General features: G+C 69.4%; 25 protein-coding genes. 15 read left to right on the forward strand and 10 right to left on the reverse strand.

Going from position 1 to position 25,089, the window contains the following annotated elements; translation table 11 throughout:
• The 3 genes from H1D24_RS00005 to H1D24_RS00015 all read right to left on the reverse strand — a co-directional run.
• A partial coding sequence (locus H1D24_RS00005) for an ATP-binding cassette domain-containing protein (protein ID WP_181655224.1) occupies positions 1-165 on the reverse strand: 165 nt, incomplete at its 3' end.
• A 127-nt stretch (positions 166-292) separates the two neighbouring features.
• Positions 293-484 carry a hypothetical protein gene (locus tag H1D24_RS00010; RefSeq protein ID WP_181655225.1) on the reverse strand — a complete coding sequence of 64 codons (192 nt, stop codon included), beginning with the start codon at positions 482-484 and terminating at the stop codon, positions 293-295.
• Between the two features lie 8 nt (positions 485-492).
• The gene (locus H1D24_RS00015; RefSeq protein ID WP_309484151.1) at positions 493-1,284 is read right to left on the reverse strand and encodes a helix-turn-helix domain-containing protein; all 792 of its coding nucleotides are present in this window, start codon (positions 1,282-1,284) and stop codon (positions 493-495) included.
• A 360-nt stretch (positions 1,285-1,644) separates the two neighbouring features.
• On the opposite strand from H1D24_RS00015, the gene H1D24_RS00020 reads away from it, so the two are divergent.
• From H1D24_RS00020 to H1D24_RS00030, 3 genes are all read left to right on the forward strand, one after another.
• Positions 1,645-2,157: an ATP-binding protein gene (locus H1D24_RS00020; RefSeq protein WP_309484152.1), complete on the forward strand. Its 513-nt coding sequence runs from the start codon at positions 1,645-1,647 to the stop codon at positions 2,155-2,157.
• Between the two features lie 79 nt (positions 2,158-2,236).
• Complete coding sequence (locus tag H1D24_RS00025) at positions 2,237-2,608, forward strand: type II toxin-antitoxin system RelE/ParE family toxin (protein ID WP_181655227.1); 372 nt, start codon at positions 2,237-2,239, stop codon at positions 2,606-2,608.
• Positions 2,608-2,916 carry a helix-turn-helix domain-containing protein gene (locus H1D24_RS00030; protein ID WP_181655228.1) on the forward strand — a complete coding sequence of 103 codons (309 nt, stop codon included), beginning with the start codon at positions 2,608-2,610 and terminating at the stop codon, positions 2,914-2,916. Before H1D24_RS00025 ends, H1D24_RS00030 begins: the two co-directional genes overlap by 1 nt.
• A gap of 121 nt (positions 2,917-3,037) precedes the next feature.
• Here H1D24_RS00030 and H1D24_RS00035 read toward each other — a convergent pair whose 3' ends face one another.
• Together H1D24_RS00035 and H1D24_RS00040 are read right to left on the reverse strand one after the other, a co-directional pair.
• Positions 3,038-3,454 (reverse strand): PIN domain-containing protein, encoded by a 417-nt coding sequence (locus tag H1D24_RS00035; RefSeq protein WP_181655229.1) that lies wholly within the window; start codon positions 3,452-3,454, stop codon positions 3,038-3,040.
• Positions 3,430-3,765 (reverse strand): hypothetical protein, encoded by a 336-nt coding sequence (locus tag H1D24_RS00040; protein ID WP_181655230.1) that lies wholly within the window; start codon positions 3,763-3,765, stop codon positions 3,430-3,432. Before H1D24_RS00040 ends, H1D24_RS00035 begins: the two co-directional genes overlap by 25 nt.
• 368 nt (positions 3,766-4,133) lie before the next feature.
• On the opposite strand from H1D24_RS00040, the gene H1D24_RS00045 reads away from it, so the two are divergent.
• Genes H1D24_RS00045 through H1D24_RS00055 form a run of 3 tightly spaced genes read left to right on the forward strand, consistent with a single transcriptional unit; the run spans position 4,134 to position 7,888 of the window.
• The gene (locus tag H1D24_RS00045) at positions 4,134-6,683 is read left to right on the forward strand and encodes a Tox-REase-5 domain-containing protein (protein WP_181655231.1); all 2,550 of its coding nucleotides are present in this window, start codon (positions 4,134-4,136) and stop codon (positions 6,681-6,683) included.
• 18 nt (positions 6,684-6,701) lie between these two features.
• Positions 6,702-7,433 (forward strand): hypothetical protein, encoded by a 732-nt coding sequence (locus tag H1D24_RS00050; RefSeq protein WP_181655232.1) that lies wholly within the window; start codon positions 6,702-6,704, stop codon positions 7,431-7,433.
• Between the two features lie 11 nt (positions 7,434-7,444).
• Positions 7,445-7,888: a hypothetical protein gene (locus H1D24_RS00055; RefSeq protein ID WP_181655233.1), complete on the forward strand. Its 444-nt coding sequence runs from the start codon at positions 7,445-7,447 to the stop codon at positions 7,886-7,888.
• 134 nt (positions 7,889-8,022) lie between these two features.
• Here H1D24_RS00055 and H1D24_RS00060 read toward each other — a convergent pair whose 3' ends face one another.
• On the reverse strand, positions 8,023-9,456 hold the full coding sequence (locus H1D24_RS00060; RefSeq protein ID WP_220136206.1) for an FAD-binding oxidoreductase: 1,434 nt from the start codon (positions 9,454-9,456) through the stop codon (positions 8,023-8,025).
• Positions 9,457-9,795: 339 nt separating this feature from the next.
• Between H1D24_RS00060 and H1D24_RS00065 the strand changes: the two genes are divergently transcribed.
• Positions 9,796-11,001: a peptidoglycan recognition protein family protein gene (locus H1D24_RS00065; RefSeq protein WP_181655234.1), complete on the forward strand. Its 1,206-nt coding sequence runs from the start codon at positions 9,796-9,798 to the stop codon at positions 10,999-11,001.
• 54 nt (positions 11,002-11,055) lie between these two features.
• Here the strand turns inward: H1D24_RS00065 and H1D24_RS00070 are convergent, their stop codons facing one another.
• Positions 11,056-11,445 (reverse strand): DUF192 domain-containing protein, encoded by a 390-nt coding sequence (locus tag H1D24_RS00070; protein WP_181655235.1) that lies wholly within the window; start codon positions 11,443-11,445, stop codon positions 11,056-11,058.
• A gap of 155 nt (positions 11,446-11,600) precedes the next feature.
• Here H1D24_RS00070 and H1D24_RS00075 point away from each other — a divergent pair, with 155 nt between their 5' ends.
• From H1D24_RS00075 to H1D24_RS00100, 6 genes are all read left to right on the forward strand, one after another.
• The gene (locus H1D24_RS00075) at positions 11,601-12,335 is read left to right on the forward strand and encodes a prepilin peptidase (RefSeq protein ID WP_181655236.1); all 735 of its coding nucleotides are present in this window, start codon (positions 11,601-11,603) and stop codon (positions 12,333-12,335) included.
• 98 nt (positions 12,336-12,433) lie between these two features.
• Complete coding sequence (locus H1D24_RS00080) at positions 12,434-13,198, forward strand: class I SAM-dependent methyltransferase (RefSeq protein ID WP_181655237.1); 765 nt, start codon at positions 12,434-12,436, stop codon at positions 13,196-13,198.
• 326 nt (positions 13,199-13,524) lie between these two features.
• Positions 13,525-14,286, forward strand: a complete 762-nt coding sequence (locus tag H1D24_RS00085; protein WP_181655238.1) for an isoprenyl transferase — start codon at positions 13,525-13,527, stop codon at positions 14,284-14,286.
• Positions 14,287-14,590: 304 nt separating this feature from the next.
• Positions 14,591-15,913: an RNA 5'-3' helicase PhoH2 gene (phoH2, locus tag H1D24_RS00090; RefSeq protein WP_181655239.1), complete on the forward strand. Its 1,323-nt coding sequence runs from the start codon at positions 14,591-14,593 to the stop codon at positions 15,911-15,913.
• Positions 15,914-16,340: 427 nt separating this feature from the next.
• On the forward strand, positions 16,341-17,039 hold the full coding sequence (locus tag H1D24_RS00095; protein WP_374063966.1) for an aggregation-promoting factor C-terminal-like domain-containing protein: 699 nt from the start codon (positions 16,341-16,343) through the stop codon (positions 17,037-17,039).
• Positions 17,040-17,175: 136 nt separating this feature from the next.
• Positions 17,176-18,561: an AI-2E family transporter gene (locus tag H1D24_RS00100; RefSeq protein WP_181655241.1), complete on the forward strand. Its 1,386-nt coding sequence runs from the start codon at positions 17,176-17,178 to the stop codon at positions 18,559-18,561.
• A 110-nt stretch (positions 18,562-18,671) separates the two neighbouring features.
• Here the strand turns inward: H1D24_RS00100 and H1D24_RS00105 are convergent, their stop codons facing one another.
• A complete protein-coding gene (locus H1D24_RS00105; protein WP_181655242.1) occupies positions 18,672-19,205 on the reverse strand; it encodes an alkyl hydroperoxide reductase in 534 nt (177 codons plus the stop codon).
• A gap of 16 nt (positions 19,206-19,221) precedes the next feature.
• Positions 19,222-19,776 carry a peroxiredoxin gene (locus H1D24_RS00110; protein WP_181655243.1) on the reverse strand — a complete coding sequence of 185 codons (555 nt, stop codon included), beginning with the start codon at positions 19,774-19,776 and terminating at the stop codon, positions 19,222-19,224.
• Positions 19,777-19,993: 217 nt separating this feature from the next.
• Here H1D24_RS00110 and H1D24_RS00115 point away from each other — a divergent pair, with 217 nt between their 5' ends.
• Together H1D24_RS00115 and H1D24_RS00120 are read left to right on the forward strand one after the other, a co-directional pair.
• The gene (locus H1D24_RS00115; RefSeq protein WP_181655244.1) at positions 19,994-20,950 is read left to right on the forward strand and encodes a LysR substrate-binding domain-containing protein; all 957 of its coding nucleotides are present in this window, start codon (positions 19,994-19,996) and stop codon (positions 20,948-20,950) included.
• Positions 20,951-21,238: 288 nt separating this feature from the next.
• A complete protein-coding gene (locus tag H1D24_RS00120; protein WP_181655245.1) occupies positions 21,239-23,533 on the forward strand; it encodes a transglycosylase domain-containing protein in 2,295 nt (764 codons plus the stop codon).
• Between the two features lie 86 nt (positions 23,534-23,619).
• On the opposite strand, the gene H1D24_RS00125 is transcribed toward H1D24_RS00120, so the two are convergent.
• Positions 23,620-25,083, reverse strand: a complete 1,464-nt coding sequence (locus H1D24_RS00125) for a catalase (RefSeq protein WP_181655246.1) — start codon at positions 25,081-25,083, stop codon at positions 23,620-23,622.
• Positions 25,084-25,089: the final 6 nt, after the last annotated feature.

Consider the following 25,089-nt stretch of genomic DNA (forward strand, 5'->3'; position numbering starts at 1 on the left):
GATCTTGACGGCGGTGGTCTTGCCGGCCCCGTTCGGGCCGAGCAGCGAGAAGACCGTGCCGGCCGGTACCGCCAGGTCGATGCCGTCGAGGACCGTCTTGTCCCCGTAGGCCTTGCGCAGCCCCTTGGCCGCGATGGCGAGTGAGTGCGATGTCGTTGAAGTCATGCCGCAGAGGTTGCGGCAGGGCGCATTCAGCGCGGTTTCAGGATGGTTTCAGCACCCTGGAACCGGGCGGCGGAGGGGCAATGCCTCATTGCCCCTCCCTGCTGTTGCGGCCTCAAGCGCGGGCGCTTTACAGCAGGTGATCGGCCTTGCCCGCCTTGATGTCCCGGATGAGCGTACGGAGGGCTTCACGGGTGTCGGTGACGTAGTGGTCTTCTTGTCCGGCGACGGTGATGTAGGCGTTGCCTGCGGGGTCGGTGCCTATGCGGAAGCAGTTGGCGCCTTCTCCGCAGAAGGGGGCTTCCCAAGTGATGTCCGGCACGGGGTCTCCTAGAGGTCGTCGGCGAGGGTGCGGATGAAGTCGCGTGAGGGCTCCGCGGCGAGCGCCACGGACTGCGCCGCGTCCAGTTGGGCCCGGTATTTGCGGAGCTGCATCTCCGAGTCGATGAACTCGGGACCGTGTGTGCTGTCGAGTTCGACGGTGTCCAGTTGGGGCACGACCGCTTCGACGTACACGACCGACTGGCCCGCCCCCGGGAAGCCGCCCGCCTTGAACGGGATGACTCGTACGGTCACGGCCTCCCGCTCGGACATGCGCAGCAGATGCTCCAACTGCCGCCGCGCCACCTCCGAACCCCCGAACTCCATCCGCAGCGCGGCCTCGTGGACGATGACGTCGAGGCCTGGCGGCTCCGGCCGGTCGAGCACCTGCTGTCGGTCCATCCGATGCGCCACTCGTACGTCCACATCGGCCGCCGGCAAGGGCGGGATCACGGCCTCGAACACCGCACGAGCGTGGTCCTCGGTCTGGAGCAGCCCAGGCAGATGCACGCTCACGGCGATCCACAGGCGCCGCGCGTGCCACTCCATCTCGGAGATGTCCAGGAAGCTGACGGGAAGTTGGCCCCGATAGGACTCCCACCACCCCTTGTCCCGCTCGGCGGCCATGGCAGCGAGCGCCTCGACGAGCGCTTGGTCCACACAGCCGTAGTTGCTCGCGAGGGTGCGTACACGTTCGGGGCTGATGCCCGAGCGGCCCGACTCCATGTTGGGCACGTTCGTCCGTGGCACGCCCAACAGTCCGGCTGCGTACTCCGTGGTCATCCCTGCAGCCATGCGCATCTTGCGCAACTCCGTACCGAGGCGCCGCTGACGCTCAGTTGGGGTACTTCTCGGCGCCATCCGCCCTCCAGTCCGACCCGGCAACGGGGTCAGTCTGCCTCCGCACTCGGCGGCCGGTCCACCGCGACCGAACCCCACCCGCAGGAAAGGTAGTACACGTACTCCGGCAATGCCCTACAGTGAGTAACGCGACGCTTACGCACGACGTAATCGGAAGCGCATCGCGCGAGCCTGCCCGCAGCCTCCTGCCCTGGGAGGGGCGGGCCCGCGCCAGGGAGACAGGCCACCCGTCGTGCGGAAAACGTCAGTCGCCGTAAGGGCACCACCGCTCAACGATCACCGCACCCTGAGGGAGTCGCCGTGTCCGTAACCATCTCGTCCTGCCCGAGCCCAACCCCCGTACAGCCGACGCCACCCCCCACCCCCGAAGCCCTGGCGTACAGCCTCACGCTGCCCGCCGCCCCGGCGAGCCCGGCGGTCGCAAGGGCGGCGGCCCGCACGATCCTGCGGACCCACGGCCTGCAGGACGTGACGGACGCGGCGGTGCAGGTGGTGGGCGAACTGGCGGCGTGCGCCTGCCGGTTCACGCCCACTGCCGAGGTGTACGTGTCGCTGCGCTACAGGGAGGGAGCGCTGAGGGTGATCCTCTACGACGGGCACCCGCGGCACACGCACCCCCGTCTCGCGGCGGCCTGCGAGGCGCGGCGCCGGGCGGACCTGCGGGTGCTGGCCTGCGTGGTACGGGCGTGCGGCGGCGACTGGGGCTTCGGCGAGGCCCGCGAACCGACGGGCGGTACGCGGATGTGGGCGGTTCTGCCGAGCGACGGCGCCCGCGCCTACGCGGACGCGGTACCGACGGCCCCGATCGAGTGACGTCCACACGAAAAGGCGAGGTCACAGCCGTCTGACCGCTTGAGTAAAGATTCGGATCCGCTACCGGAACGGAGCAGCAATGTCGGAACCGCCCGACCTGTACACCATCGAGCTGGAGCCGGAGGTGCATGCCTGGCTGGAACCGCTCGCCAAGCCCGACTACAGGGCCGTCGAGCGGTTCGCCGACAGACTGGCCGTGGACGGTCCGACGTTGCCCTTCCCGCTGGCCAGTCATCTCGGGGACGGGCTCAGGGAGCTGCGCATCGGCGCCATGCGTGTCACGTACTGGTTGGCTCCTGGCCGCAGAGCAGTTCTGCTTACCGTCTTCCGAAAGACGAAGATGCGGGAGACCGACGAAGTCTTGCGAGCCCAGAGGGCGCGGAAGCTATGCGAGGCCGAGCACCCCCCAGCGGGCGAGCACGACGTCTACAGTAGGGATGAGGAGGCCTGATGAGCGGCGGATACCACACCAGCTGGAAGGTCCCGGCTGAGCACCGGGAGGATCCGGCGTACCGTGCCACAGGCCGGCGGATGGACTTTGCTCAGGCTGTCTACGAGCGCCGCTCGGCGCTTGGCTGGAGCATGGCCGAGCTGGCTCGTCGAGCCGACATGTCCGAAGAGGACATCGAGTCGATCGAAGAGAGCGGTGTCGATCCCACTCTGGAACTGATCGAGCGGCTCGCTGCCGCCCTTGAGTCGGGCGCCCGAATCGATCCTCACGCCACCCCGGAGTTCCGCTTCGAGGGCCACGCCGCCTGAACGGGCAGGGGCGTCTGGGGAGGCGAGGAGTATGTGAGGCTGCGGCGACGGATTCGCGGACCGGTCTCGTGCCACGCGGCTGAGCGCTCACCGTCGGTCGTCGACTGGCTGCGTCGCCGTTTCACACCCCCACGGCGCGGACCCGGTCCCCGCAGAGCTTGTTCATGTCGTCCACGTCGGACGTGACGATGATGCGCGGTCCGGAGTAGCCCAAGGCCGTTGCGGCCACAACGGAGTCGACGGCGTACTTGTGGCCGTGCAGGTTCGCGTTCCGGAGCAGGTCGATGGCGCGCCACGTGACAGGGTCCGTGACGGGGAGAACCTCGAGCCGCGACACATGCCACCGGAGACGGTCCATGCGGACCTTGGAGTGCCAGGCTTCGATCAACGTCAGGTTGCTGACGGCGACGAGGGTGTCCTTGGCCTGGGCTGTACGGATCAGTCCCGTGACGTATGGGTCGTTGGCCATGAACTTGCTCAGCCCCTCGCTGTCGAGGAGCAGTACGCCGTGGCTCAACTGGCTTTGTGTCCGCGCCACTCCGGATCCCCGTCCCCCTCGCGCTCTTCCGCGGCGCGTTCGTCAGCCGCCATGGTCTCGGCCTCACGGAAGATCTCCTCGGCCCACTCCTGGATTCCGGGGGAGGGCGGGCCGATCTCCGCCTCCTTCGCCTGGAGCAGTTCCTCCAGCAGATCGCGCTGTATCTGCCGTTCCACCGCCGCGCTGACGTACGCCGAGAAGCCGCGTGCTCCCACGCGCGCCTTGACCGCCGCGATGCGGCCCGCGGGCATGGACACGCTCACCTTCTGGGCCGGGCCCTCGTCCTTGCCGTACCGCTCCGGGGAGTCCATGTCTGGAGAGTAGCAAAATGATTCGCAATCCGTTTGTGCTGGCTTTCATCCAGTCCGCGCACACGGTGCGTTTGTGCTGGTGAAGGCAGTGATCGTCACGCGCCGTCACTCGAACAGGTCAATGTGGATCAGGTGCTGTAGCGACCTCAAGCCGAGAGCGACCCCGGTGCCGGGGCTGCCGGTGAACTCTGTACTTCATGGGTCCCTCAACGCTGCTGTGGCCGACGTGAATTGGGGCCCTCCTTTGGGCCCGTGGGCCCATGTGGGTTGAGGCGGCGGAACTTTACGCTCTGGGCTCGTATTGATGAGGGGGATCTGACTGCCTCTGCCCCTGAACTCATTCTCCCGACGGCGAGTTGAGGAGTGGCATGTCTGCGTTTGGGGGCGTTCCGGCGATCGGCGGTGGCGGGTCCTCGTCGACGGGGAGCGGACGGCGCCAGGATCTGCCCGGACCACTGTCGGTCGCGCTTGTCCTCGTCCACACCCTGTTCGCGTTCACGGTGCTGGGCGGGGTCGGGCTCCTGCTGACCGCCGCGTCGCTGGACGCCGTCGACGGCTGGCTGCTGGGGCACGTGGTGTTCGCGGCGGCGCCGGGCACGATCGGGTGGGTGCTGGCGCGCCGGTCCTGGACCGGCGGCGTGTGGGTGTGGCGGGGCTTGCTCGCCCTGCAGGCATGGCTGATCGCCGCCGCGATCGGCAATATCGGCGACGGCTCGGGCCGGGGCTTCACCCAGCTCTTCTTGCCCGTCCTGATTGTCGTGTTCCTGACTCGCCGGGGGAGCCGGGAGTGGTTCCGTCTGGCGGATCGGGAGCGGGCGGAGCGTCGTCCGTTCTCGTTGGCACGGATGATCCGCTGGCGTCGGGACGGCGGCCAGACCGCGGTGGAGTACGCGGGTCTGGTGGCCGTGGTCGCGGCGATCATCGTCGCGCTGCTGGTCAGTGGTCTGGGGACGCAGATCGCCACCGGGCTTCAGTCGGCGGTGTGCCGGGTGACCGGTACGGCGTGCCCTGCGGACACGGGGGACGGCAGCGAGGAGGTCCAGGCGGGGGACGGCCAGGACGAGACGGGCGGTGACGGGGGAGCCGACGGCGGCACGGACTCGGGGGCGGACGGCGGTACGAACGCGGGGGCCGACGGGGGAGCCAACGCGGGGGCCGACGGCGGTACGGACGCGGGGGCCGACGGCGGTACGAACGCGGGGGCCGACGGTGGAACCGACGCCGGGGCCGATGGGGGAGCCAACGCAGGGGCCGACGGTGGCACGGACGCCGGCCAAAACCAGGACGGCCAGGACAACGCCGGCCAAGGCAACGAGGACGGTGGAACCGCTGACGGCGGCACCGGCGACAACGGATCCGCTGGTACCGGTTCTGGCGGCACCGGCTCCAGCTCCGGCACCGGCTCGGCCGGCCAGGGCGACGGCGGCACCGGCGACAACGGATCCGCTGGTACCGCCTCCCAGGGCCCCGACGGCCGCTCCGGCGGCGCCTCCGGCGAGGACTCCGCCTCGTACACCGAGGAGACCGACGAGGAGAAGAACGCCGCCGCGGAGGACGAGCCCGGATGGGAGGAGGACGAACAGGCCGCCGAGGACGGCGGTGACGAGGGCGGCGACGAGGGCTGCTTCTCCGGCTTCGGCGCCTTCTTCGGATGCGCGGGCGACCAGATCAAACAGGTCGGCGAAGGTCTGTTCGTCGACGGCATCTGGGGCGACGTCACAGGCATCTGGGACACGGTCACTAACCCGGGCGAGGCCTGGGAGGGACTGAAGGACTACGGCAGCTCGCTCGGCGACCAGTGGTCGGCCGACTCCAAGGACGCGGGCGAGAAGTGGGAGAACGGCGACTACTTCGACGCCCTCACCGACTGGGGCGGCGCGTCGCTGAACACCGGGGTCACGGTCCTGGACGACATGTTCGTGGGCGACGAGGTCCGCGACCAGTGGAACAACGGCGAGAAGACCCGCGCCGTCACCAACGTTGTCTGGAACATCGGCTCGCTCTTCATCCCCGGCTACGGCGAGGCCAAGGTAGTCCAGAAGCTCGGCAAGCTGGGCAAACTCGGCAAGCTGGGCGAGAACGCCGCCGACGCGGCGGCGGACGCCCGTAAAGCGGCCAAGGCCGGCGACGCCGACGCCGCCGAGAAGGCCGCGAAGGAGGCCGACGAGGCAGCGGACGAGGCCGAGGAGAAGGCCAGGAATTCCGGCTGCACCCTCACCTCGGGGCCCCGCCGGACCATCCCGTACGGCGATGCCCCCGGCCTGACCGGGTCCTCCGGTACGGGCACCACGGTCCTCGCCGCCGGCGGTATCCGCTCCCCGTATGTCCTCCTGGCCGAGACCGGCTGCGACGAGGAGGCCAAGAAGCAGGCGGAGGAGGCCCGCAAGCAGGCCGACGAGGCCGCGAAGGCCGAGAAGGAGGCGAAGAAGGAAGAGAGCCGCAAGAAGGTCGCCAAGTGGAAGAAGCCGTCCTGGCACAAGGACCTGAAGAACCCGCGGAAGGGCTCCAAGGACGCCGGCGACGGCCAGTGGAAGGCCAAGAACTCGGTGGCGTACTGGCCGAGCATGGAACGCTGGATGCGCTACCAGGAGCAGGTCTCCGGGGTGAAGCGCGGCAAGGAATACGCTGTCAAGGACCCGAGGACCGGCAGGGACGTCGACTTCGACCGCTGGGACTCGTCGCGGCAGACTTACGTCGAGGCGAAGTTCGGGTACGGCAAGAAGGTCGACAGCGACGGAAACCTTCAGAAGGCCCAGGCGGACAAGTTCATCGAGCAGGCGCGGCGCCAGCTGCGGGCAGCGAACGGGAAGCCGGTCGAATGGAACTTCTCCAACAAGCGGGCGGCCGACGCGGCACAGAAGGCCTTTGACGACGCCGACGTGGACGTGGTGGTCAAGTACACCCCGGTGGAGAAGTAGGAACAGAGGAGCGCGCGTATGTCGGGCGAAGTGGTCGTGAAGGTGTCCTGGGGGCCCAGGCCCGAGACACCTCTGCAGCTGGCTCAGCGCTGGCTGGAGCTCCTGACCGGGCTGACCAGGCTGTCGGAGGGTGCCCTGGCCGAGTGGCGCTGGGACGAGGACGCCGGCCCGGGTGGGCTCGTCCCGGCGAACGCCGAGGAATTCGCGGCGGCGCTCGAGGCGGCCAACACGCAGGACGACCTGGAGATCCTCGGCTACACCGCCAACGTCGTAGCCATCCGGCCGGATGGCGCACACGTAAGGGGCAAGGTGATCGCGGGAGGCTCGGACGAGTACTCCCCGTTCACGGCGGTGCTGCAGCTCTTCCCCGCATCCGGCTCATCGGCCGTTCCGCTGGCGGGCAAGTACGCCGAAGTCCTGGCGCTGTTGGCGGCCGCATGGGACCCGGACCACGGGCTGACCTACGACCGGCCGTTGTTCAACGAGCTCAGGTCGGCTTACGGTCCCCGGGCCTCCCACCCGCGCTCGGGGTGGGCGGTGTACCTGTCCGAGAACCGCGCCGCGCGCATCCCGGACGACTTCCACGCGCCCCGCCGGCTTCCCACCGAGCACGGTGGAGTCGTCCTGGACCTCGCGGAGAGCCCCGGCGAGACACCGTCCACTCAGACGGTGCTGGCCGCCCACAAAGCCCTTGCCGAGAGCGGCGCCCTGGAACCCATGGCCGCTCCGGCCCTCAGAGCCAAGCTGTGAGTGGGCCCTCGATGAGTGTGCAGCAGTACGTCTCCCGGATCGACGAACTCCTCGCCCGCCCCTTGAACAGCGACGACGACTACCACCTCGTCACCCTGCACGAGAGCCGTGACTTCGCTCCCCCGAACGACGACTGGGACGAGCTCATGCGGACGAGTGAGGAGTTCGAGGAGGAGCTCGGGGAGTTGGCGGCAGCGCTCGATGCCCGATGGGGCCCGCACGAGTCCATGTCCATGGAGGACTACTCCTCCATGGATCCGGACGACGACGAACTGCCGCCCTTCTTCGGAGAGCTCGTCGAGAGCGGATACTTCGGCGACCTGCTGTACTGGCGCGTCGGCGACCGCATCGTTGCGGCGGGCATCGGCCATGAGGACAAGGAACAGCCGGTCGTGCTGTTCACTGGGGTGACCGGCTCCGCCGAGGGGTTCACCGACGAGGGGTTCCCCGGGTAGCAGGGCCGAGACCGGCCGGACCGGGCGTGGTCTGCGCGTGCTCGACCCTGCGTCCTGCGCGGCCGAGACCGGCCGGACCGGGCGTGGTCGGCGCGTGCTCGCCCCGCCGCGTGCTCGCCCGCCGCGTCCTGGTCTCAGGCTGCCGGTTTCTTCGGCGCGATATTCGCGTTGAGACGGAACAGGTTTCCGGGGTCGTACACCGCCTTCACCGCTGCCAGCCGCTCGTAGTTGGGGCCGTAGCCCTCGCGCAGGAGCTGCTCGCCCTCCTCGAGGAAGCCGGGGAAGTTCAGGTAGATGCCTCCGGCCGAGAGCGGGCGCAGACCGGCGAAGGTGTCGCGCACCCACGCCACGTTCGCGGCCGAGTCGGCCTCGGCCTCCCAGTTCCCCTCGATCCCGATCAGGTACGGGACGCCCCGGTTGGCGAAGGCAGTGTCCTCATCGGCCGGCTGTGCCATGGCGCCGCCCTGGTACCAGACGTCGACGGTCGAGGCCGGCGACGGCGCCGCGGCCGCGTGTTCGACCAGCCGTTCGATCAGCGTGTCGCTGAGTTCCGGCACGTTCAGGGACTTCCAGTAGTAGCGCCCGCCGTCCGGGTAGTCCTCGTCCAGGACGGTCTGCGCCTCCACATAGGTGAGGGCGCCGCTGAGATCGCAGATCGGCTCGGCGATCTCCCGGAGCGGCCGCAACGCCTGCTCGCCCTCCGCCGGGTCACCGGGAAAGAGGGCGAGGACCGCCACGAAGGGCTCTCCGTGCGCCTCCGCCGGGAACTCCTCGATCGCCGGAACCCGACCGAGCACCCCGAGCGGACCGACCCCGTCGGGCGCCTTGGACACGTACTGCTCACAGGACCGCAGCACCTCTGCGGCACGGTCCGCTGGGTAGTACACGTTGCAGAAGAAGATCTCCGGGCCCACGGGATACAGGCGGTACTCGAACGAGGTCACGACGCCGAAGTTGCCGCCGCCTCCGCGGATCGCCCAGAACAGGTCGTCGTTCTCGCCCTCACTGGCGGTGAGCAGGCGCCCGTCGGCGGTGACGACCGTCGCGGACACGAGGTTGTCGCAGCTCAGCCCGTACATACGCCGAAGCCAGCCCATGCCCCCGGAGAGCGTGAGACCGGCGATCCCCGTCGCCGACACCACCCCCAGGGGAGCGGCCAGGCCATGGCGCTGGGTCGCGCGGTCGACGTCCGCCAGCGTGCAGCCTCCCTGCGCCCGCGCCGTCCGCCGCTCCGGGGCGACATCGACCGCGGTCATCCCCGACAGATCGATGACCAGCCCGCCGTCGCAGACCGCATGCCCGGCCACGCCGTGCCCGCCCCCGCGCACCGCGAGCGGCAGCCCGTTGTCGCGGGCGAAGTGCACCGCCGCGACCACGTCCTCGTCGCCGTCGCACCGCGCCACGAGCGCCGGGCGCCTGTCGATCAGGCCGTTCCAGATCTCGCGCGCCTCGTCGTAGCCGGGCTCCCCGGGCCGTACGAGCTGCCCGCGCAGTCTCGAGGCGAACTCGTCCACGTGTTCGCCCGCCGGCCTGTCCCCGAGGCCGTCCGTGCCTGTGCCTCGGCTCATGTCGGCCACCTCCCGCGCCGTCCGGCGTTCCCCTTCAGGATCAGGCCGAGCGGGGCGAGCCGCCATCCGGGCTCGCTGCTGATGTGCCCCCGTGTCTGTTCCAGGCGGGCGTATTACCTGCTTGGTTTTCCCGTAACTCCCTTGCAGGTGCGGGCAGATGGCTAGAATTCGGGTCGGCCCGCCGGACTGTGACAGATGGTGCGGATGTGTCTTTCGGGGCTGATGCGCTTCACGTTAGGCTTCCTTGAGTCTTCAAGCATGTGGCTGGGTGGGGGACACGTGTGCCCTGCGCCGGTCAGTCGGCAGGACCGAACTCAAGGAACACGTAAGGAACCCCCCATGGCTGTTCCCCCCTCCCACCCCGCTTCATCCGGGCCCTCCACGCCTTCCCAGCCCTCCGCCGAGGCGGACCCCACGCCCGCATCCCACCGCGCCAAGTCCCGCCTCACGCGCCGCGGTTTGATCGGCGCCGCAAGTGCCGTCGCCGCCGGGGCAGTGGTCACCCCCGCCGTCATGGCCGCCACCACCGACTCCACCGATTCCGACTCCAGCGGCGCGAGCGGTGCCCCGCAGGACGGCACGACCGTGGAGACGTTCCCCAAGACCCGCTCCAAGGCGGCCACCGGCGAAGCACCCGTCGAGGCCGCCTTTCCCATCGCCTATGTCGGCATCCGCTGGGAGGGCACGAACTCGGTGGACGGCGGCGGCATCCGTCTGCACGACGCCGACGGCGCCGGCGGGGACTGGAAGTCCCTGAGCGGCAGCGGCTGTTCGGACGCGAACGGCGGCGCGCTGCTCGTCCCCGCCGGCAGTGCGTCCGGGTACGAGGTGAAGGCGCCCGAGGGCGCCACCGGGCTGCGTTCGGTCGCTCTCGACACCAGCAACGGACCCGAGCGCAAGGTCGACGTCCCGTCGGACACCACCCGCGTACGCGGTGTCGCCTATCTGTCGCGGCCGGCCTGGGGCGCCGACGAGTCCAAGCGGTTCAAGCCGGACGGCACGGAGAACACGCCGACCGCGTACTACCCCTTCCAGACCATCACGGTCCACCACACCGCCACCGTCAACAACGACCCCGACCCCGCCGCCACCGTCCGCGCCATCTACGAGCTGCACGCGATCACCAACGACTGGGGCGACATCGGCTACCACTTCCTCATCGACGAGGAAGGCCGCGTCTACGAGGGCCGCTACTCCGGTGACGACGGCATCCCCGCCCATGACGGTGAGGGCAAGCTCGTCACCGCCTTCCACGCCGCCGGCTACAACTCCGGCAACCTCGGCATCGCCCTCCTCGGCAACTTGATGGAGCAGGGCCCGACGGACGCGGCCCGCGCCTCCCTCACCCGGCTGGTCCGCGTGCTGTGCCGTTTCCACGGCCTCGACCCGGGGGCCCGGCTCACCTACACGAACCCCATCAACGGCACGCAGAAGGACGTCCCGTCGATCAGCGGTCACCGCGACTGGATGGCGACGGAGTGCCCCGGCGAGGTCATGTACGGGGAGCTGGCGCTGCTCCGTGAGGCGGCCGCGGGCCGCTCCTGAGCGTCCGGAACCTCTGAGACGGGCACTCAGGCGATGACGGAGGCACCCAGGTGATCAGGGCACCTGGGTGCTGTGCTCCACCGTCACCCGCGCACCCGGCCGCAGACCCCACCCGGCCATCGTCCCCGCCCCCGACTCCAGGACGTGCCGGGCCCTCAGGCGCGGAAGGGTGAGACGGCCCGGCTTCAGGGTCTGGACGGTCAGGACGTTCAGGTTGCGGTCCAGGCAGGCGACGTCGATCGCGAACCGCATGCGGAAGGTGTGCACGCTGCTCGCCGGGGACAGCAGGATCGCGCCGTCGATTCCGTCGCGCCCGAGGAGGCCGCGCGTGCGGGCGCGGTACGAGGTCGCCAGCTCCAACGGGACCGTGACGGCGGGCCCTTCGGCGCCATCGCCGGCTCCGTGTACGACCAGCTTCGCCCGACCGTCGCGCCAGCGTCCCATCGCCCGCCCCCTGTCCGTCCGTTGCCTGTGGGTCTTCCTTCGACTGCCGTTGCCTGCCCTTCGGCGGCATCCCGACCGTATCCGCACCGCACTGGGTCCTGTCATGGGCCCACGGGCCCATGCCCCTCGGCGCGTCGGCCAATAGGGTCACCCGCGTGTACCCGCTGCTGATCGCCGCGGCTGCCGCCTGGGGCGCCGCAACCGGGGTCCTGCTGCCCCGCGCCGCCTACCGGCTCGCCGTCGAACCCGAGGAGCCGTGGCGCGGCGACTGCCCCGCCGGGCACCCCCTCACGGGGCCGTTCGGCGGCTGGGTGGGGCGCGCGCGGTGCGCGGACGGCACGGCGTACGGGCCGCGCACGGCAGTCGTCGCCGCCGTCACCGCGCTGGCGTGCGCGCTGCTCGCCGCGGCCACAGGACCCCGTCCCGAACTGGCGGTCTGGCTGCTCACCGCACCCGTGGCCGTGCTGCTCGCGCTCACCGACTACGCCGTGCACCGGCTGCCCGACGTACTCACCCTGCCGCTCGCCGCCGCGGCCGCCCTGCTGCTCGGACTCGCCGCCCTGCTGCCGGGCAGCGCGGGCTCCTGGCCCACGGCGCTGCTCGGTGCGGTCGTGCTCGGCGGCGCGTACTTCGTACTCTTCCTGATCAACCCCGGCGGCATGGGCTTCGGCGACGTCAAACTGGCCGTCGGCCTCGGCGCGGCCCTCGGCTGGTACGGGTGGAGGATCCTACTCACGGGCGCCTTCGCCGGCCTGCTGTTCGGTGCCGTCTACGGGCTGTCGCTGATGGCACTGCGCAGGGCGGGCCGCAAGTCGGCGATCCCCCTCGGGCCATTCATGATCGGCGGGGCGTTCGTGGGCCTGGTGCTGGGAGGGCTCGCGGCGGGCTGAGACAGACACGCCGTCGGGCCGGGCCGGCCACGTATCGCGCCCTCGGGCGCCGCGTAATTCGGTCGCGGGCCACCGCGCCCCGCTGGGACGATCACCCCATGGACAGGTTCGAGAAGCTCGTCGCGGAAGCCGAGGCCGCCCCCGTCGACGGGTGGGACTTCTCGTGGTTCGAGGGCCGGGCCACCGAGGAGCGGCCCTCGTGGGGGTACGCGCGGGCGATGGGGGAGCGGATGGCGCGGGCCTCGGCCGCGCTGGACATCCAGACCGGCGGAGGGGAGGTCCTCGCCTCCGCCGCGAAGCTCCCGCCGCTGACCGCCGCCACGGAGGGCTGGCCGCCCAACATCGCCAAGGCCACCGCACTGCTGCGCCCGCGCGGCGCGGTCGTCGTGGCCGCGCCGGAGGACGCGCCGCTGCCGTTCGCGGACGAGGCGTTCGACCTGGTGGTGAGCCGGCACCCGGTGCACACGTACTGGGACGAGATCGCGCGGGTGCTCATGCCCGGCGGCGCGTTCTTCTCGCAGCAGGTCGGCCCGGCGAGCGCCTTCGAGGTCGTGGAGTACTTCCTCGGGCCGCAGCCGGAGGAGGTGCGTAACGGACGGCATCCCGACGCCGCGCGGGCCGGGGCCGAGTCGGCGGGTCTTGAGGTCGTCGACCTGCGGTCGGAGCGGCTGCGGATGGAGTTCCACGACATCGGGGCGGTCGTCCACTTCCTGCGCAAGGTCGTCTGGATGGTGCCCGGGTTCACCGTCGAGCAGTACCGGCCGCAGCTGCGTGAGCTGCACGAGCAGATCGAGGCGGAAGGGCCGTTCACGGCCCACAGCGCCCGCTTCCTGATCGAGGCGCGCAAGCCGGCGCCCGCTTGAGCCGTCGCCCGAAACCCGTGGGAGCGGGCGCAAAACGTCGCTGGACGACTTCGGAGAGTAGTTGTGGCGCGCCAATGCACGCAGCATCACTCACGAAGGGTTATGGTGGAAACCCCCCCTCGGGCCGGTCCGTCTCCCCCCCACGGACCGGCCCGTTTTTCTTTGCCGGCTGAAGCCTGCCGGTCGAAGCCTGCCGATTGAAGCCTGCCGGCTGAAGCCGCGCGGCTGTCACGAACCCTGTGCCCGAGTCGACATCTTCCGGCGGTAGGGTGGCGCCCTCGGGGACTGTCGTCAGCTGCACGGCCACACGGAGGGACTGACCGCACGTGAACTTGCGCGACCTGGTGTACGGACTTTACGCACGCCGGGTGGAAGGCCGTCTGGACCACGACCAGGTCCCGAAGCACATCGGGGTCATCCTGGACGGCAACCGGCGCTGGGCGAAGGCCTCCGGTGGCACGACCGCGCAGGGACACCGCGCCGGGGCCGACAAGATCGCCGAGTTCCTCGGATGGTGTGCCGAGACGGACGTCAAGGTCGTCACTCTCTGGATGCTATCCACCGACAACCTCGCCCGCCCCGAGGAAGAGCTCGTCCCGCTGCTCGGCATCATCGAGGACGCGGTACGCGACCTCGCCGCCGACGGCCGCTGGCGCGTCCACCACGTCGGCACGCTCGATCTGCTGCCGGCCCGCACCCAGTCCGTACTGAAGGAGGCCGAGCAGGCCACCCAGGACAACACGGGGATACTCGTCAACATCGCCGTCGGCTACGGCGGTCGCCAGGAGATCGCCGACGCCGTCCGCTCCCTCCTTCTGGACCACGCCCAGAAGGGCACCACCTTCGAGGAGCTCGCGGAGCTCGTCGACATCGACGTCATCTCCGAGCACCTCTACACGCGCGGCCAGCCCGACCCGGACCTCGTCATCCGCACCAGCGGCGAGCAGCGCCTGTCGGGCTTCATGCTGTGGCAGTCGGCCCACTCCGAGTACTACTTCTGTGAGGTCTTCTGGCCGGCCTTCCGCAAGGTCGACTTCCTCCGCGCCCTGCGTGACTACGCGGCACGGCACCGGCGTTACGGCGGATAGCCGGCTGACCCCCGGGGCACGAGTAACGCAGAGTTCACCAACGCGCCGTCATATGCCATGGCATGGCTGCGCGTGTTCGAGGGAATAAGCCTTCCAGGTCGACGCCCGTGCAAGTGGGCGTCGTATCTCAGCGGACGGCACGGGGCCGTCCGCCCGGGAGGCCCTTTGCACCAGGACGACCGCGCGGGGAGCATCATCTCCGTCGGAAGCTGGAGGGCCGGCGCTCGGCCCGCGCATCGCGGCCGGGACCGGTCCCGATCCCTTTCGTCGCTCCCCGACCTCATCCGAGGGGGTACGTCCTTCCGTGGTGACCAGCACAAAGCGCCCCAAGCCAGACCGGCGCACCTACGTTCTCGACACCAGCGTCCTGCTGGCCGACCCGAACGCCCTGTCCCGCTTCGACGAGCACGAGGTCGTGCTGCCCGTCGTGGTGGTCACGGAACTCGAGGCCAAGAGGCACCATCCTGAGCTCGGTTACTTCGCTCGGCAGGCCCTGCGCCTGCTCGACGACTTCCGGGTGAAGTACGGGCGCCTCGACGCCCCGATACCGATCGGGGACCTGGGCGGGACCGTCCGGGTCGAGCTGAACCACTCCGACCCCGCCGTGCTCCCGGCGGGATACCGGCTGGGGGACAACGACTCCCGGATCCTCGCGGTGGCCCGCAACCTCCAGGCCGAGGGGTACGACGTCACGGTCGTGTCGAAGGACCTGCCGCTGCGCATCAAGGCGTCGTCGGTGGGCCTGCTCGCCGAGGAGTACCGCGCGGAGCTCGCCATCACGGACTCCGGCTGGACGGGAATGTCCGAACTCACCCTTTCGGGAGAGCAGGTGGACCTCCTCTTCGAGGAGGAGACCCTGTATGTCCCGGAGGCGGCCGAGATTCCGGTGCACACCGGTCTGGTGATCCACTCGGAGCGGGGCAAGGCGCTGGGCCGGGTCACCTCGGAGGGCAACGTCCGTCTCGTACGCGGCGATCGGGAGGCGTTCGGCATCAAGGGCCGCAGCGCCGAGCAGCGCATCGCGCTGGATCTGCTGCTCGACCCGGACGTCGGGATCGTGTCGATGGGCGGCCGGGCCGGCACCGGCAAGTCGGCGCTGGCGCTGTGCGCGGGGCTCGAGGCCGTGCTGGAGCGCAGGCAGCACCAGAAGGTGATGGTCTTCCGGCCGCTGTACGCGGTGGGCGGGCAGGAGCTCGGCTATCTGCCGGGCTCCGAGGCCGAGAAAATGAGCCCCTGGGCGCAGGCGGTCTTCGACACCCTGTCCGCGGTGACGAGCCGGGAGGTCATCGAGGAGGTGACGGCGCGCGGGATGCTGGAGGTGCTGCCGCTCACCCACATCCGCGGCCGCTCCCTGCACGACGCCTTCGTGATCGTCGACGAGGCGCAGTCGCTGGAACGGAACGTCCTGCTGACCGTTCTGTCCCGGATCGGGGCGAACTCCCGTGTCGTACTGACCCATGACGTCGCCCAGCGCGACAATCTGCGGGTCGGCCGGTACGACGGAGTCGTCGCCGTCGTCGAGAAACTGAAGGGGCATCCGCTCTTCGCGCATGTCACGCTCACCCGGTCCGAGCGCTCGCAGATTGCGGCACTTGTGACCGAAATGCTGGAGGACGGGCAGATCTGACCCATCCGTACCAGCCCGCCCCTGATCGCCCAATGAGTTGCGGTTACGCGGGAGTTGGCGCCGTCCGGCAAAGGCGTAGAGCCTAGCCGGGCGGCGTCTTGGCGTGTTCACTTTTCCGGAAAACTCCTGGGTCAAACGACGTGTGAGCTTTCACACGTACCTCAGAATTGCCTTGCAGTGTCCGGCTACGGCAGTGTGTGGGTCCTGTCAGGCCCCGCATACGACACTTGTGTCCCGCCAGCAGTACGGCGTAACAGAACTACATAGAGACCGTCGTATGCCGCCCGAGCACCACGCGGCGCTCCCCGCAGGGGAGTTGCCCACCGGGCCCGTGCCTCCCGTGACCCGTCGTTGGGAGGCCAGTGCCAGGGGCACGATTGCGTCCGCGAGGGTCACCCACAAGCGGGCGATGCTGGAAGGAAACCGTGTGAGCCGGATCTCGGTCCGGGGATTCGCGGTGGCGTCCGCCACTGCGGTCACCACTGTTGGCGCCGTCGTGGGAGTTGCCTCGGGCAGCACCCAGCAGCCCTCGAACGACTTCGAGGCAACGGCAGGCGACGCGACCCTCCTCGCAGACATCCCCGCGGGCCAGCAGGCGCAGGTGCAGACCGCGTCGCTGACGCAGCAGGCCGACGCACAGGCCATCGCCGCCGACGCCGCCGCGAAGAAGTCCGCCGAGGAATCGGCGCGCAAGCGGGCCGCCGAGGACGCGATCGCCAAGCAGAAGGCCGCGGAGAAGGCCGAACAGGAGGCCAAGGAGCGCAAGGAGGCCGAGGAAGCGGCCAGCCGCAGCGCGGCCCGTGACGCCTCCGACTTCGCCACCCAGAGCTCGTACACCATCGCCGAGATACAGGCGATGGCACGGCAGATGGTCGCCGGCGACCAGTGGACGTGCTTCAGCAACATCGTGGACCACGAGTCCGACTGGAACTACAAGGCCGTCAACCCCTCATCGGGCGCCTACGGTCTCTTCCAGGCGCTGCCCGGCTCCAAGATGTCGTCCGCCGGCGCCGACTGGCAGACCAACCCTGCCACCCAGATCAAGTGGGGCCTGAACTACATGAACGAGCGCTACGGCAGCCCCTGCGGCGCCTGGTCGTTCTGGCAGGCCAACAACTGGTACTGAGCATCCCGGCCGCTCCTGAGCCGCTCAACCTTACGAAGCCCCTCACCGTCCTACGGTGGGGGGCTTCGGCCATGTACGGTCGGACCGGACCACTCCGGGGGGAGTGGTGGGGACATACGGGGGGAAGAGGACGGATATGTCGCGAGTGCCAGGGTGGCTCGACCGGCTCGGCGCCGGAGTGAGCCGTATGGGAGAGCGGCTGGCCGAGCGCCGCGCTCAAGCCGAGAAGGAGGACGCGGACGACGGGCTCCCGCCGGTCGGCGGCGACCTCTCCGATCCGGCTGCCGGCCATGAGATGCCGCCCACGTCCGGTCAGGGCTCCGGCCCGGCCGATGTCCCGGCAGGGACGCCCGTCGCTCCCGGTGTCATCACCCGGCCCGATCCCGCCGCCGCCGTGCCCTGGGGTGTGCGCGTCGCGGCCGAGGCCGGCTGGCGGATGCTCGTCCTCGCGGGCACTCTCTGGGTGCTGATGCGGGTCATCAGCGCCGTGCAACTGGTAGTGCTGGCGTTCGTGGCCGCTCTGCTCATCACCGCACTGCTGCAGCCCACCGTGGCGCGGCTGCGCAGGTACGGCGTGCCCCGCGGGCCGGCCACCGCACTCACCGCGGTCCTCGGGTTCGTCGTGATGGGCCTCGTCGGCTGGTTCGTGACCTGGCAGGTCATCGAGAACATCGACAACCTCTCCGACCAGGTCCAGGACGGCATCGAAGAGCTCAGGAACTGGCTGCTCAACAGCCCGTTCCATGTGACGGAGACGCAGATCAACGAGATCGCCAAGAATCTGCGTGAGGCGATCAGCTCGAATACGGAAGCGATCACGTCCGCGGGACTGGAAGGCGTCACGGTCGTCGTCGAGGCGCTGACCGGGATCCTGCTCGCGATGTTCTCGACGCTGTTCCTGCTCTACGACGGGCGGCGCGTCTGGGAGTGGACGCTCAAGCTGGTCCCCGCGAACGCCCGCCCGGGTGTCGCGGGTGCGGGGCCGCGGGCCTGGCGGACGCTGACGGCGTATGTGCGCGGCACGGTGGTAGTGGCACTGATCGACGCCATCTTCATCGGGCTCGGCATCTACTTCCTCGATGTGCCGATGGCCGTGCCGCTGGCCGTCTTCATCTTCCTGTTCGCGTTCATCCCGCTGGTGGGTGCCGTGGTGTCGGGCGCGCTGGCGGTGGTGGTCGCGCTGGTGACGCAGGGGGTCTTCACGGCACTCATGACGCTGGTGGTGGTGCTGGCGGTCCAGCAGATCGAGGGCCACATCCTGCAGCCGTTCATCCTGGGACGCGCGGTTCGCGTGCATCCGCTCGCGGTCGTGCTGTCGGTCGCCGCGGGTGGGATGGTGGCGGGGATCGGGGGAGCGGTGGTGGCGGTGCCGCTTGTCGCGGTGACCAATACCGTCGTCGGGTATCTGCGGGCGTACGACCGGGGAGTCGCCGGGCTTCGGCAGTCGCCGCGGCCCCATGGGTCCACTGCCGCGGGCGTTGCGCCGACGGAGCGTCCGCCTTCTTCTGGCGGGGCGCCTTAGGGGTCGGCGGCTTCGCCGGACGGGCTGACTTCAGCCCGTCCGGCGCTTGAGGACGAGCCCGTTAGGGCGACAGGGGGTCTGGGGGCACAGCCCCCAGACGGGAAGCGGGCCTACTCGGCCAGCACCGCCTCCGCATCCAGCGTCGTACCGACCGCCTGGATCACTGCCGCGATCTTGAAGGCCTCCTGGACCGTCTCGCGGTCGACGCCCGCCTTGCGGAGCACCTGCTCGTGGGAGTCGAGGCACTGCCCGCAGCCGTTGATCGCGGACACCGCGAGGGACCACAGCTCGAAGTCGGTCTTGTCCACGCCGGGGTTGCCGATGACGTTCATCCGCAGACCGGCGCGCAGCGTCCCGTACTCCGGGTCGGAGAGCAGGTGGCGCGTCCGGTAGAAGACGTTGTTCATCGCCATGACGGCGGCGGCCGACTTCGCCGCGGCGTACGCCTCGGGCGAGAGGTTCGCCTTCGCCTCGGGCTCCAGCTCACGCAGGACGCGGGGGGACCGGGATGCGATCGCGCACGCGAGCACCGTGCCCCACAGCTGCTGCTGCGGCAGTTCGGAGTTGCCGATCACCGAACCAAGGTTCAGGCGCAGGTCCTTGGCGTAGTCCGGTACGGCGGACTTCAGTTCGTCGAGAGCCATGTCAGTCAGACCTCGTTCACTCGCCGGAGAGGAGCTTGACCGGGTCGAGGGTGTCCTCGCCCTGCTTCCAGTTGCACGGGCACAGCTCGTCGGTCTGCAGCGCGTCGAGGACCCGCAGGACCTCCTTGGGGTTACGGCCGACGGAGCCCGCAGTCACCATGGTGAACTGAATCTCGTTGTTCGGGTCGACGATGAAGACCGCGCGCTGCGCGAAGCCGTCCTCGCCCTCGACGCCGCAGTCGCGCATCAGCTCGTGCTTGGAGTCGGCCAGCATCGGGAAGGGCAGGTCACGCAGGTCGGCGTGGTCCTTGCGCCAGGCGTGGTGGACGAACTCGGAGTCGCCGGAGACACCGAGGATCTGGGCGTCGCGGTCGGCGAACTCGTCGTTCAGCTTGCCGAAGGCCGCGATCTCGGTGGGGCACACGAAGGTGAAGTCCTTCGGCCAGAAAAACACCACGCGCCAGTTGCCCTCGTAGGACTTGTGGTTGATCTGCTCGAACTCCTTGCCGCTCTCCAGCGACACACAAGCAGTCAGGTCGTACGTGGGAAACTGGTCACCGACAGTGAGCACGCGCTCTCCTTGCAGCAAAAGGGAACCCCGCTTGCGGGATTTCCATGGGTTGGACTGATCACGAGGGTGGCACACGCTGCATTGATTAGTGAAATAGCTAGACTCGGTCAGGTTGATTGATGGTGGCTATCAGTAGCGGTAGGTAATCGATGGCGGCAAGCGATACGGGGCGGCAAGCGGTGTGCGGTGACGGTCCCTGCAGGGTGGTGAGCGACAGGTGAGTAAGCGGAGTGCGGCGCCGGGCGGCGGACGGGCACGCCAGCCCACCTTCGCGCAGCTGCGCGCCTTCGCCGCCGTGGCCGAGCATCTGCACTTCCGGGACGCGGCTGCCGCGATCGGCATGAGCCAGCCCGCGCTGTCCGGCGCCGTCTCGGCGCTGGAGGAGGTGCTCGACGTACAGCTGCTGGAGCGGACCACGCGCAAGGTGCTCCTGTCACCCGCGGGGGAGCGGCTCGCCGCGCGGGCGAAGGCCGTGCTGGCCGAGGTCGGGGCGCTCCTCGAGGAGGCCGAGGCGGTCCGTGCGCCCTTCACGGGCGAACTGAGGCTCGGTGTGATCCCTACCGTGGCCCCGTATCTGCTGCCGACCGTGCTGCGGCTGCTCCACGACACGTACCCGGACCTCGATCTCCAGGTGCATGAGGAGCAGACCGCGTCCCTGCTGGACGGGCTGGCCGCTGGGCGGCTCGATCTGCTGCTCCTCGCGGTGCCCCTCGGCGTCCCCGGCGTCACCGAACTGCCGTTGTTCGACGAGGACTTCGTGCTCGTCACTCCGCTCGACCACTGGCTCGGCGGGCGCGAGGGGATTCCGCGGGAGGCCCTGCGGGAGCTGAAGCTGCTGCTGCTTGACGAGGGGCACTGTCTGCGGGACCAGGCCCTCGACATCTGCCGGGAGGTGGGCCGCGACGACGCTCCGGTGACGACGACCGCGGCCGGCCTCTCGACGCTTGTGCAGCTCGTCGCGGGCGGTGTCGGTGTGACGCTGCTGCCGCGGACGGCCGTGAAGGTGGAGACCAGTCGCAGCAATCAGCTGCTCGCCGGTTACTTCGCGGAGCCCGCGCCGAGTCGGCGTATCGCCCTGGTGATGCGGACGGGGGCTGCGCGGTGCGCGGAGTACGAGGAGCTTGCCGGTGCCCTGCGGGAGGCGTTGCGGCCGCTGCCCGTGCGGGTGCTCTGACCTGCGCCGACGACGCCGGGACGGCTGTCCGCAGCCGTGCGGCTGAGCGGCATTCGTGATGCTGTGGGCCGGTTGTGAGCCGTTCGCGCGCAACCTTCCGGGCGCTCGGCTCGTCGGTTCCATGGGGACAGGTGCTCATTCTCACGTCCGGAAAAGACCGGATCGGGAGACCTTTGCCCCAGGGTGCGGTGTTAGCTTTCTGAGCTGACTTGGCCGGTATGCCTGTGAGGTCGCTGATGCGCCTGTGAGGCATACGCAGACGAGAACGAAGCGGAGCTGAACGGACGCATGGGACGAGCGGAAGAGCGACGAGCGCGGCAGCGCGGTGCGCGCCGGGCGGCGCACGTGCGCTCCTCCGGCGCCGAACGTGGGGTGATACGCCGCCTCTTCACCTGGAAGAAGATCCTCGGCACGTTCTTCGGACTCTGCCTGCTGGGCATGGGCGCCTTCGTCGTCCTGTACATGGTCGTGGATGTGCCCAAGGGCAACGCGGACGCTCAGAAGCAGAGCAACATCTACAAGTACAGCGATGGCTCGGTGCTCGTACGCACCGGTGCGGTCAACCGCGAGATCGTGGAACTGGCCGATGTCCCCAAGGAGGTCCAGCGGACCTTCGTCGCTGCCGAGAACAAGTCCTTCTACAGGGACGCCGGCGTCGACTTCAAGGGCACCGCCCGCGGTCTCATCAACACCCTGTCCGGCAAGGGCAAGCAGGGTGGTTCGACGATCACCCAGCAGTACGTGAAGAACTACTACCTGAGCCAGGACCAGACCGTCACGCGCAAGCTGAAGGAGCTGGTCATCTCGCTCAAGGTCGACCAGCAGTACTCCAAGGGCGACATCCTCGCCGGTTACATCAACACCAGCTACTACGGGCGCGGCGCCTACGGCATCCAGGCCGCGGCCCAGGCGTACTACGGCGTCGACGCGAGCGAGCTGAACGTGGCGCAGGGCGCGTATCTCGCCGCGCTGCTGCAGGCCCCGAGCCAGTACGACTGGGCGGACGCGTCGGACGAGGGCCGGAAGCTCGTCAAGGCGCGCTGGAAGTACGTCCTGAACAACATGGTCGAGGAGGGGTGGCTGGACGCCTCCCAGGCTCAGGACCTGAAGTTCCCCGTCCCGGACGACCCCAAGGCGGCGCCCGGTCTGGAGGGCCAGACCGGCTATCTGGTGAAGGCGGCCGACGAGGCGCTGGAGAGGCAGCTCGTCTCCCAGGGCACCGCCGCCGACATGGACGAGGCCAAGGCGGTGGTCGACGCCGGCGGCTGGACCGTCACGCTCAACATCGACGAGAAGAAGCAGAAGCTGCTGGAGAAGGCCGTCAAGGCGAAGCTCACCAGCCGGCTGGACCCCGAGAAGCGCAAGGTCGACGCGAACGTCCAGGCCGGTGCCGCGTCCGTCGACCCGAAGACGGGCAAGGTCCTCGCGCTCTACGGCGGCCAGGACTACACCAAGCACTACCTCAACAACGCCACCCGTCGTGACTACCAGGTCGCCTCGACCTTCAAGCCGCTGATCCTCGCGTCCGCGCTGGAGAACGGCTCCGAGACGCAGGACGGCCGGCCGATCACGGCGTCCACGGTCTACGACGGCACGAGCGAGCGCCCCGTCGTGGACGACGGCCGAAAGGTCGGATTCGCGCCGCCGAACGAGGACGACGTCAACTACGGCGACGTCTCCGTGCAGACGGCGATGAACAAGTCCATCAACTCCGTCTTCGCTCAGATGGGCGTCGACGTCGGCATGGACGAGGTCATGAAGACCGCGGGCGAGCTCGGCATGGACGTCGACGGCCTGCAGTCCGTGCCCGCCCAGACCCTCGGCTCCATGGGCGCGAGCCCGCTGGAGATGGCCGGCGTCTATGCGACCCTCGACAACCACGGCAAGAAGGTCACCCCGGCGATCGTGAAGTCCGCCGAGCACAAGGACCGCGAGGTCGACTTCCCGGACCCGATCGGCGAGCAGGTGATCAGCCGCGAGGCCGCCGACTCCGTGACCTCCGTGCTCACCGGCGTGGTGGACGACGGTACGGCCCGGCTCTCGGTGCGTGAGGCCCCGAACCGGGGCGGCCAGCAGGTGGCGGGCAAGACGGGTACGTCCGACAACAACAAGTCGGCCTGGTTCACCGGTTACACGCCGAAGCTGGTCACCTCGGTCGGACTGTTCGGCGAGGGCGCCGTGGGCACCGCGAACGAGAGCAAGCAGGTCACGCTGAAGGGCGCGGCGGGCGGCGGCCGTGTCAACGGTGGCGGCTTCCCGGCCGAGATATGGGCGGCGTACACCTTCGGCGCGATGGGTTCGACGAGCGAGTTCGACCTCGACACGGACATGGGTGCGGCCGTGACGCCGACCGTCGAGCCCACGCCGACCGTCGAGGAGACGCCGTCGGACACGCCCTCGGCGCCGGAGACCAGTGCGGAGCCGTCGACCGAGGCGCCGACGAGTGCGGTGCCCACGGAGGAGCCGACCGTCGAGCCGACGGACGGGGCCACGACTCGACAGCCGACGGCGCCGGCGACCACGCCGACGTTCGGGATCCCGGAGAATCCCGATGACAGTCGGGGTGACGGGGACTCCGGCTGACAGGCTGCGGCGCAAGCCGAAGGCGCCCGGAACTGAAGGTTCCGGGCGCCTTCGCGTCGGGGTGCGGTGCCCGACGCGTGAGGGAGTCAGCCGCCGTTGACTCGTTTGGCGATGCGGTCGCCCAGTTCCTTGTCGATGTTGCGCCAGTACTGGAGGGCGCGGTCCAGGACGGGGCGGGAGACGCCCGCGCTGAGGTGGCCGCTGACGTTGGACACCAGGCGTTCGCGGGCCGCGTCGTCCAGGACCTCCCGGACCAGCGTGCCCGGCTGGCCCCAGTCGTCGTCCTCGCGGTGCAGCGCGTACGCCTCGCGGACCATCTCGCCCGCCGCCTGCCAGCCCGCGGGCTCGCCGAAGGTCTCCGTGGCAGCCGCCGGGCCGCCGTACGAGTTGGGCGCGTACACGGCGCCGACGTTCGCCGGCTCGTACCGCATCGGGCCGTCCTTCGCGTACGAGTGGACGGCCGACCGCGGGCGGTTCGGCGGCAGCTGCGCGTAGTTGGGGCCGATCCGGTAGCGGTGCGTGTCCGGGTACGAGAAGAGCCGGCCGAGCAGCATCTTGTCCGGGGACGGGCCGATGCCCGGCACCAGGTTCGAGGGCTCGAAGGCGGCCTGTTCGATGTGGACGAAGAAATCTTCCGGATTCTTGTTCAGCGTCATCCGGCCGACCTCGATCAGCGGGTAGTCGCCGTGCGGCCACACCTTGGTCAGGTCGAACGGGTTGAAACGGTAGTCCGGCGCGTCCTCGAACGGCATGACCTGCACGTGCATCGTCCACGACGGGGCGTTGCCGGAGGCGATCGAGTCGAACAGGTCACGGCGGTGGATGTCGCCGTCCGTGCCCGCGAGTTCGTCGGCCTCGGACTGGGTGAGGAAGTCGATGCCCTGGTCCGTCTTGATGTGGTACTTGACCCAGAACTTCTCGCCGCCGCCGTTGACCCACATATAGGTGTGGGAGCTGTAGCCGTTCATGTTGCGGTACGTCTTCGGGACGCCACGGTCGCCCATCAGCCACGTCACCATGTGCGCGGACTCGGGAGACAGGGTCCAGAAGTCCCACTGCATGTTGTTGTCGCGCAGGCCGCTGTCGGGACGGCGCTTCTGGGAGCGGATGAAGTCCTGGAATTTCATCGGGTCGCGTACGAAGAAGACCGGCGTGTTGTTGCCGACCAGGTCGTAGTTCCCGTGCTCCGTGTAGAACTTGAGCGCGAAGCCGCGTGGGTCGCGCCAGGTGTCGGGGGAGCCCTGCTCCCCTGCGACCGTCGAGAAACGCGCCAGCATCTCCGTCCGCTTCCCCGGCTGGAAGAGGTCGGCCTTGGTGAACTGGCTGACGTCGTTGGTGACTTCGAAGATTCCGTACGCGCCGGCACCCTTGGCGTGCACCACCCGCTCGGGGACCCGTTCGCGGTTGAACTGGGCCATCTTCTCGATGAGGTAGTGATCCTGGAGAAGGACGGGGCCGGTATCGCCGACCGTGAGCGAATGCTCGTCGCTCTCCACCGGTATTCCGGCGTTCGTCGTGGTGTACGGGACCTTGTGTACTGCTTCGGTCACGAGCGT

This window comes from Streptomyces himalayensis subsp. himalayensis (genome assembly GCF_013778455.1).
Classification (GTDB): Bacteria; Actinomycetota; Actinomycetes; order Streptomycetales; family Streptomycetaceae; genus Streptomyces; species Streptomyces himalayensis.

Coding starts and splice junctions, on each gene's coding strand:
- H1D24_RS00015 (WP_309484151.1), bottom strand. CDS start 1,284: ATGCGCATGGCTGCAGGGATGACCACGGAGTACGCAGCCGGACTGTTG.
- H1D24_RS00025 (WP_181655227.1), top strand. CDS start 2,237: ATGTCGGAACCGCCCGACCTGTACACCATCGAGCTGGAGCCGGAGGTG.
- H1D24_RS00030 (WP_181655228.1), top strand. CDS start 2,608: ATGAGCGGCGGATACCACACCAGCTGGAAGGTCCCGGCTGAGCACCGG.
- H1D24_RS00040 (WP_181655230.1), bottom strand. CDS start 3,765: ATGGACTCCCCGGAGCGGTACGGCAAGGACGAGGGCCCGGCCCAGAAG.
- H1D24_RS00045 (WP_181655231.1), top strand. CDS start 4,134: ATGTCTGCGTTTGGGGGCGTTCCGGCGATCGGCGGTGGCGGGTCCTCG.
- H1D24_RS00050 (WP_181655232.1), top strand. CDS start 6,702: ATGTCGGGCGAAGTGGTCGTGAAGGTGTCCTGGGGGCCCAGGCCCGAG.
- H1D24_RS00055 (WP_181655233.1), top strand. CDS start 7,445: ATGAGTGTGCAGCAGTACGTCTCCCGGATCGACGAACTCCTCGCCCGC.
- H1D24_RS00060 (WP_220136206.1), bottom strand. CDS start 9,456: ATGAGCCGAGGCACAGGCACGGACGGCCTCGGGGACAGGCCGGCGGGC.
- H1D24_RS00065 (WP_181655234.1), top strand. CDS start 9,796: ATGGCTGTTCCCCCCTCCCACCCCGCTTCATCCGGGCCCTCCACGCCT.
- H1D24_RS00070 (WP_181655235.1), bottom strand. CDS start 11,445: ATGGGACGCTGGCGCGACGGTCGGGCGAAGCTGGTCGTACACGGAGCC.
- H1D24_RS00080 (WP_181655237.1), top strand. CDS start 12,434: ATGGACAGGTTCGAGAAGCTCGTCGCGGAAGCCGAGGCCGCCCCCGTC.
- H1D24_RS00100 (WP_181655241.1), top strand. CDS start 17,176: ATGTCGCGAGTGCCAGGGTGGCTCGACCGGCTCGGCGCCGGAGTGAGC.
- H1D24_RS00105 (WP_181655242.1), bottom strand. CDS start 19,205: ATGGCTCTCGACGAACTGAAGTCCGCCGTACCGGACTACGCCAAGGAC.
- H1D24_RS00120 (WP_181655245.1), top strand. CDS start 21,239: ATGGGACGAGCGGAAGAGCGACGAGCGCGGCAGCGCGGTGCGCGCCGG.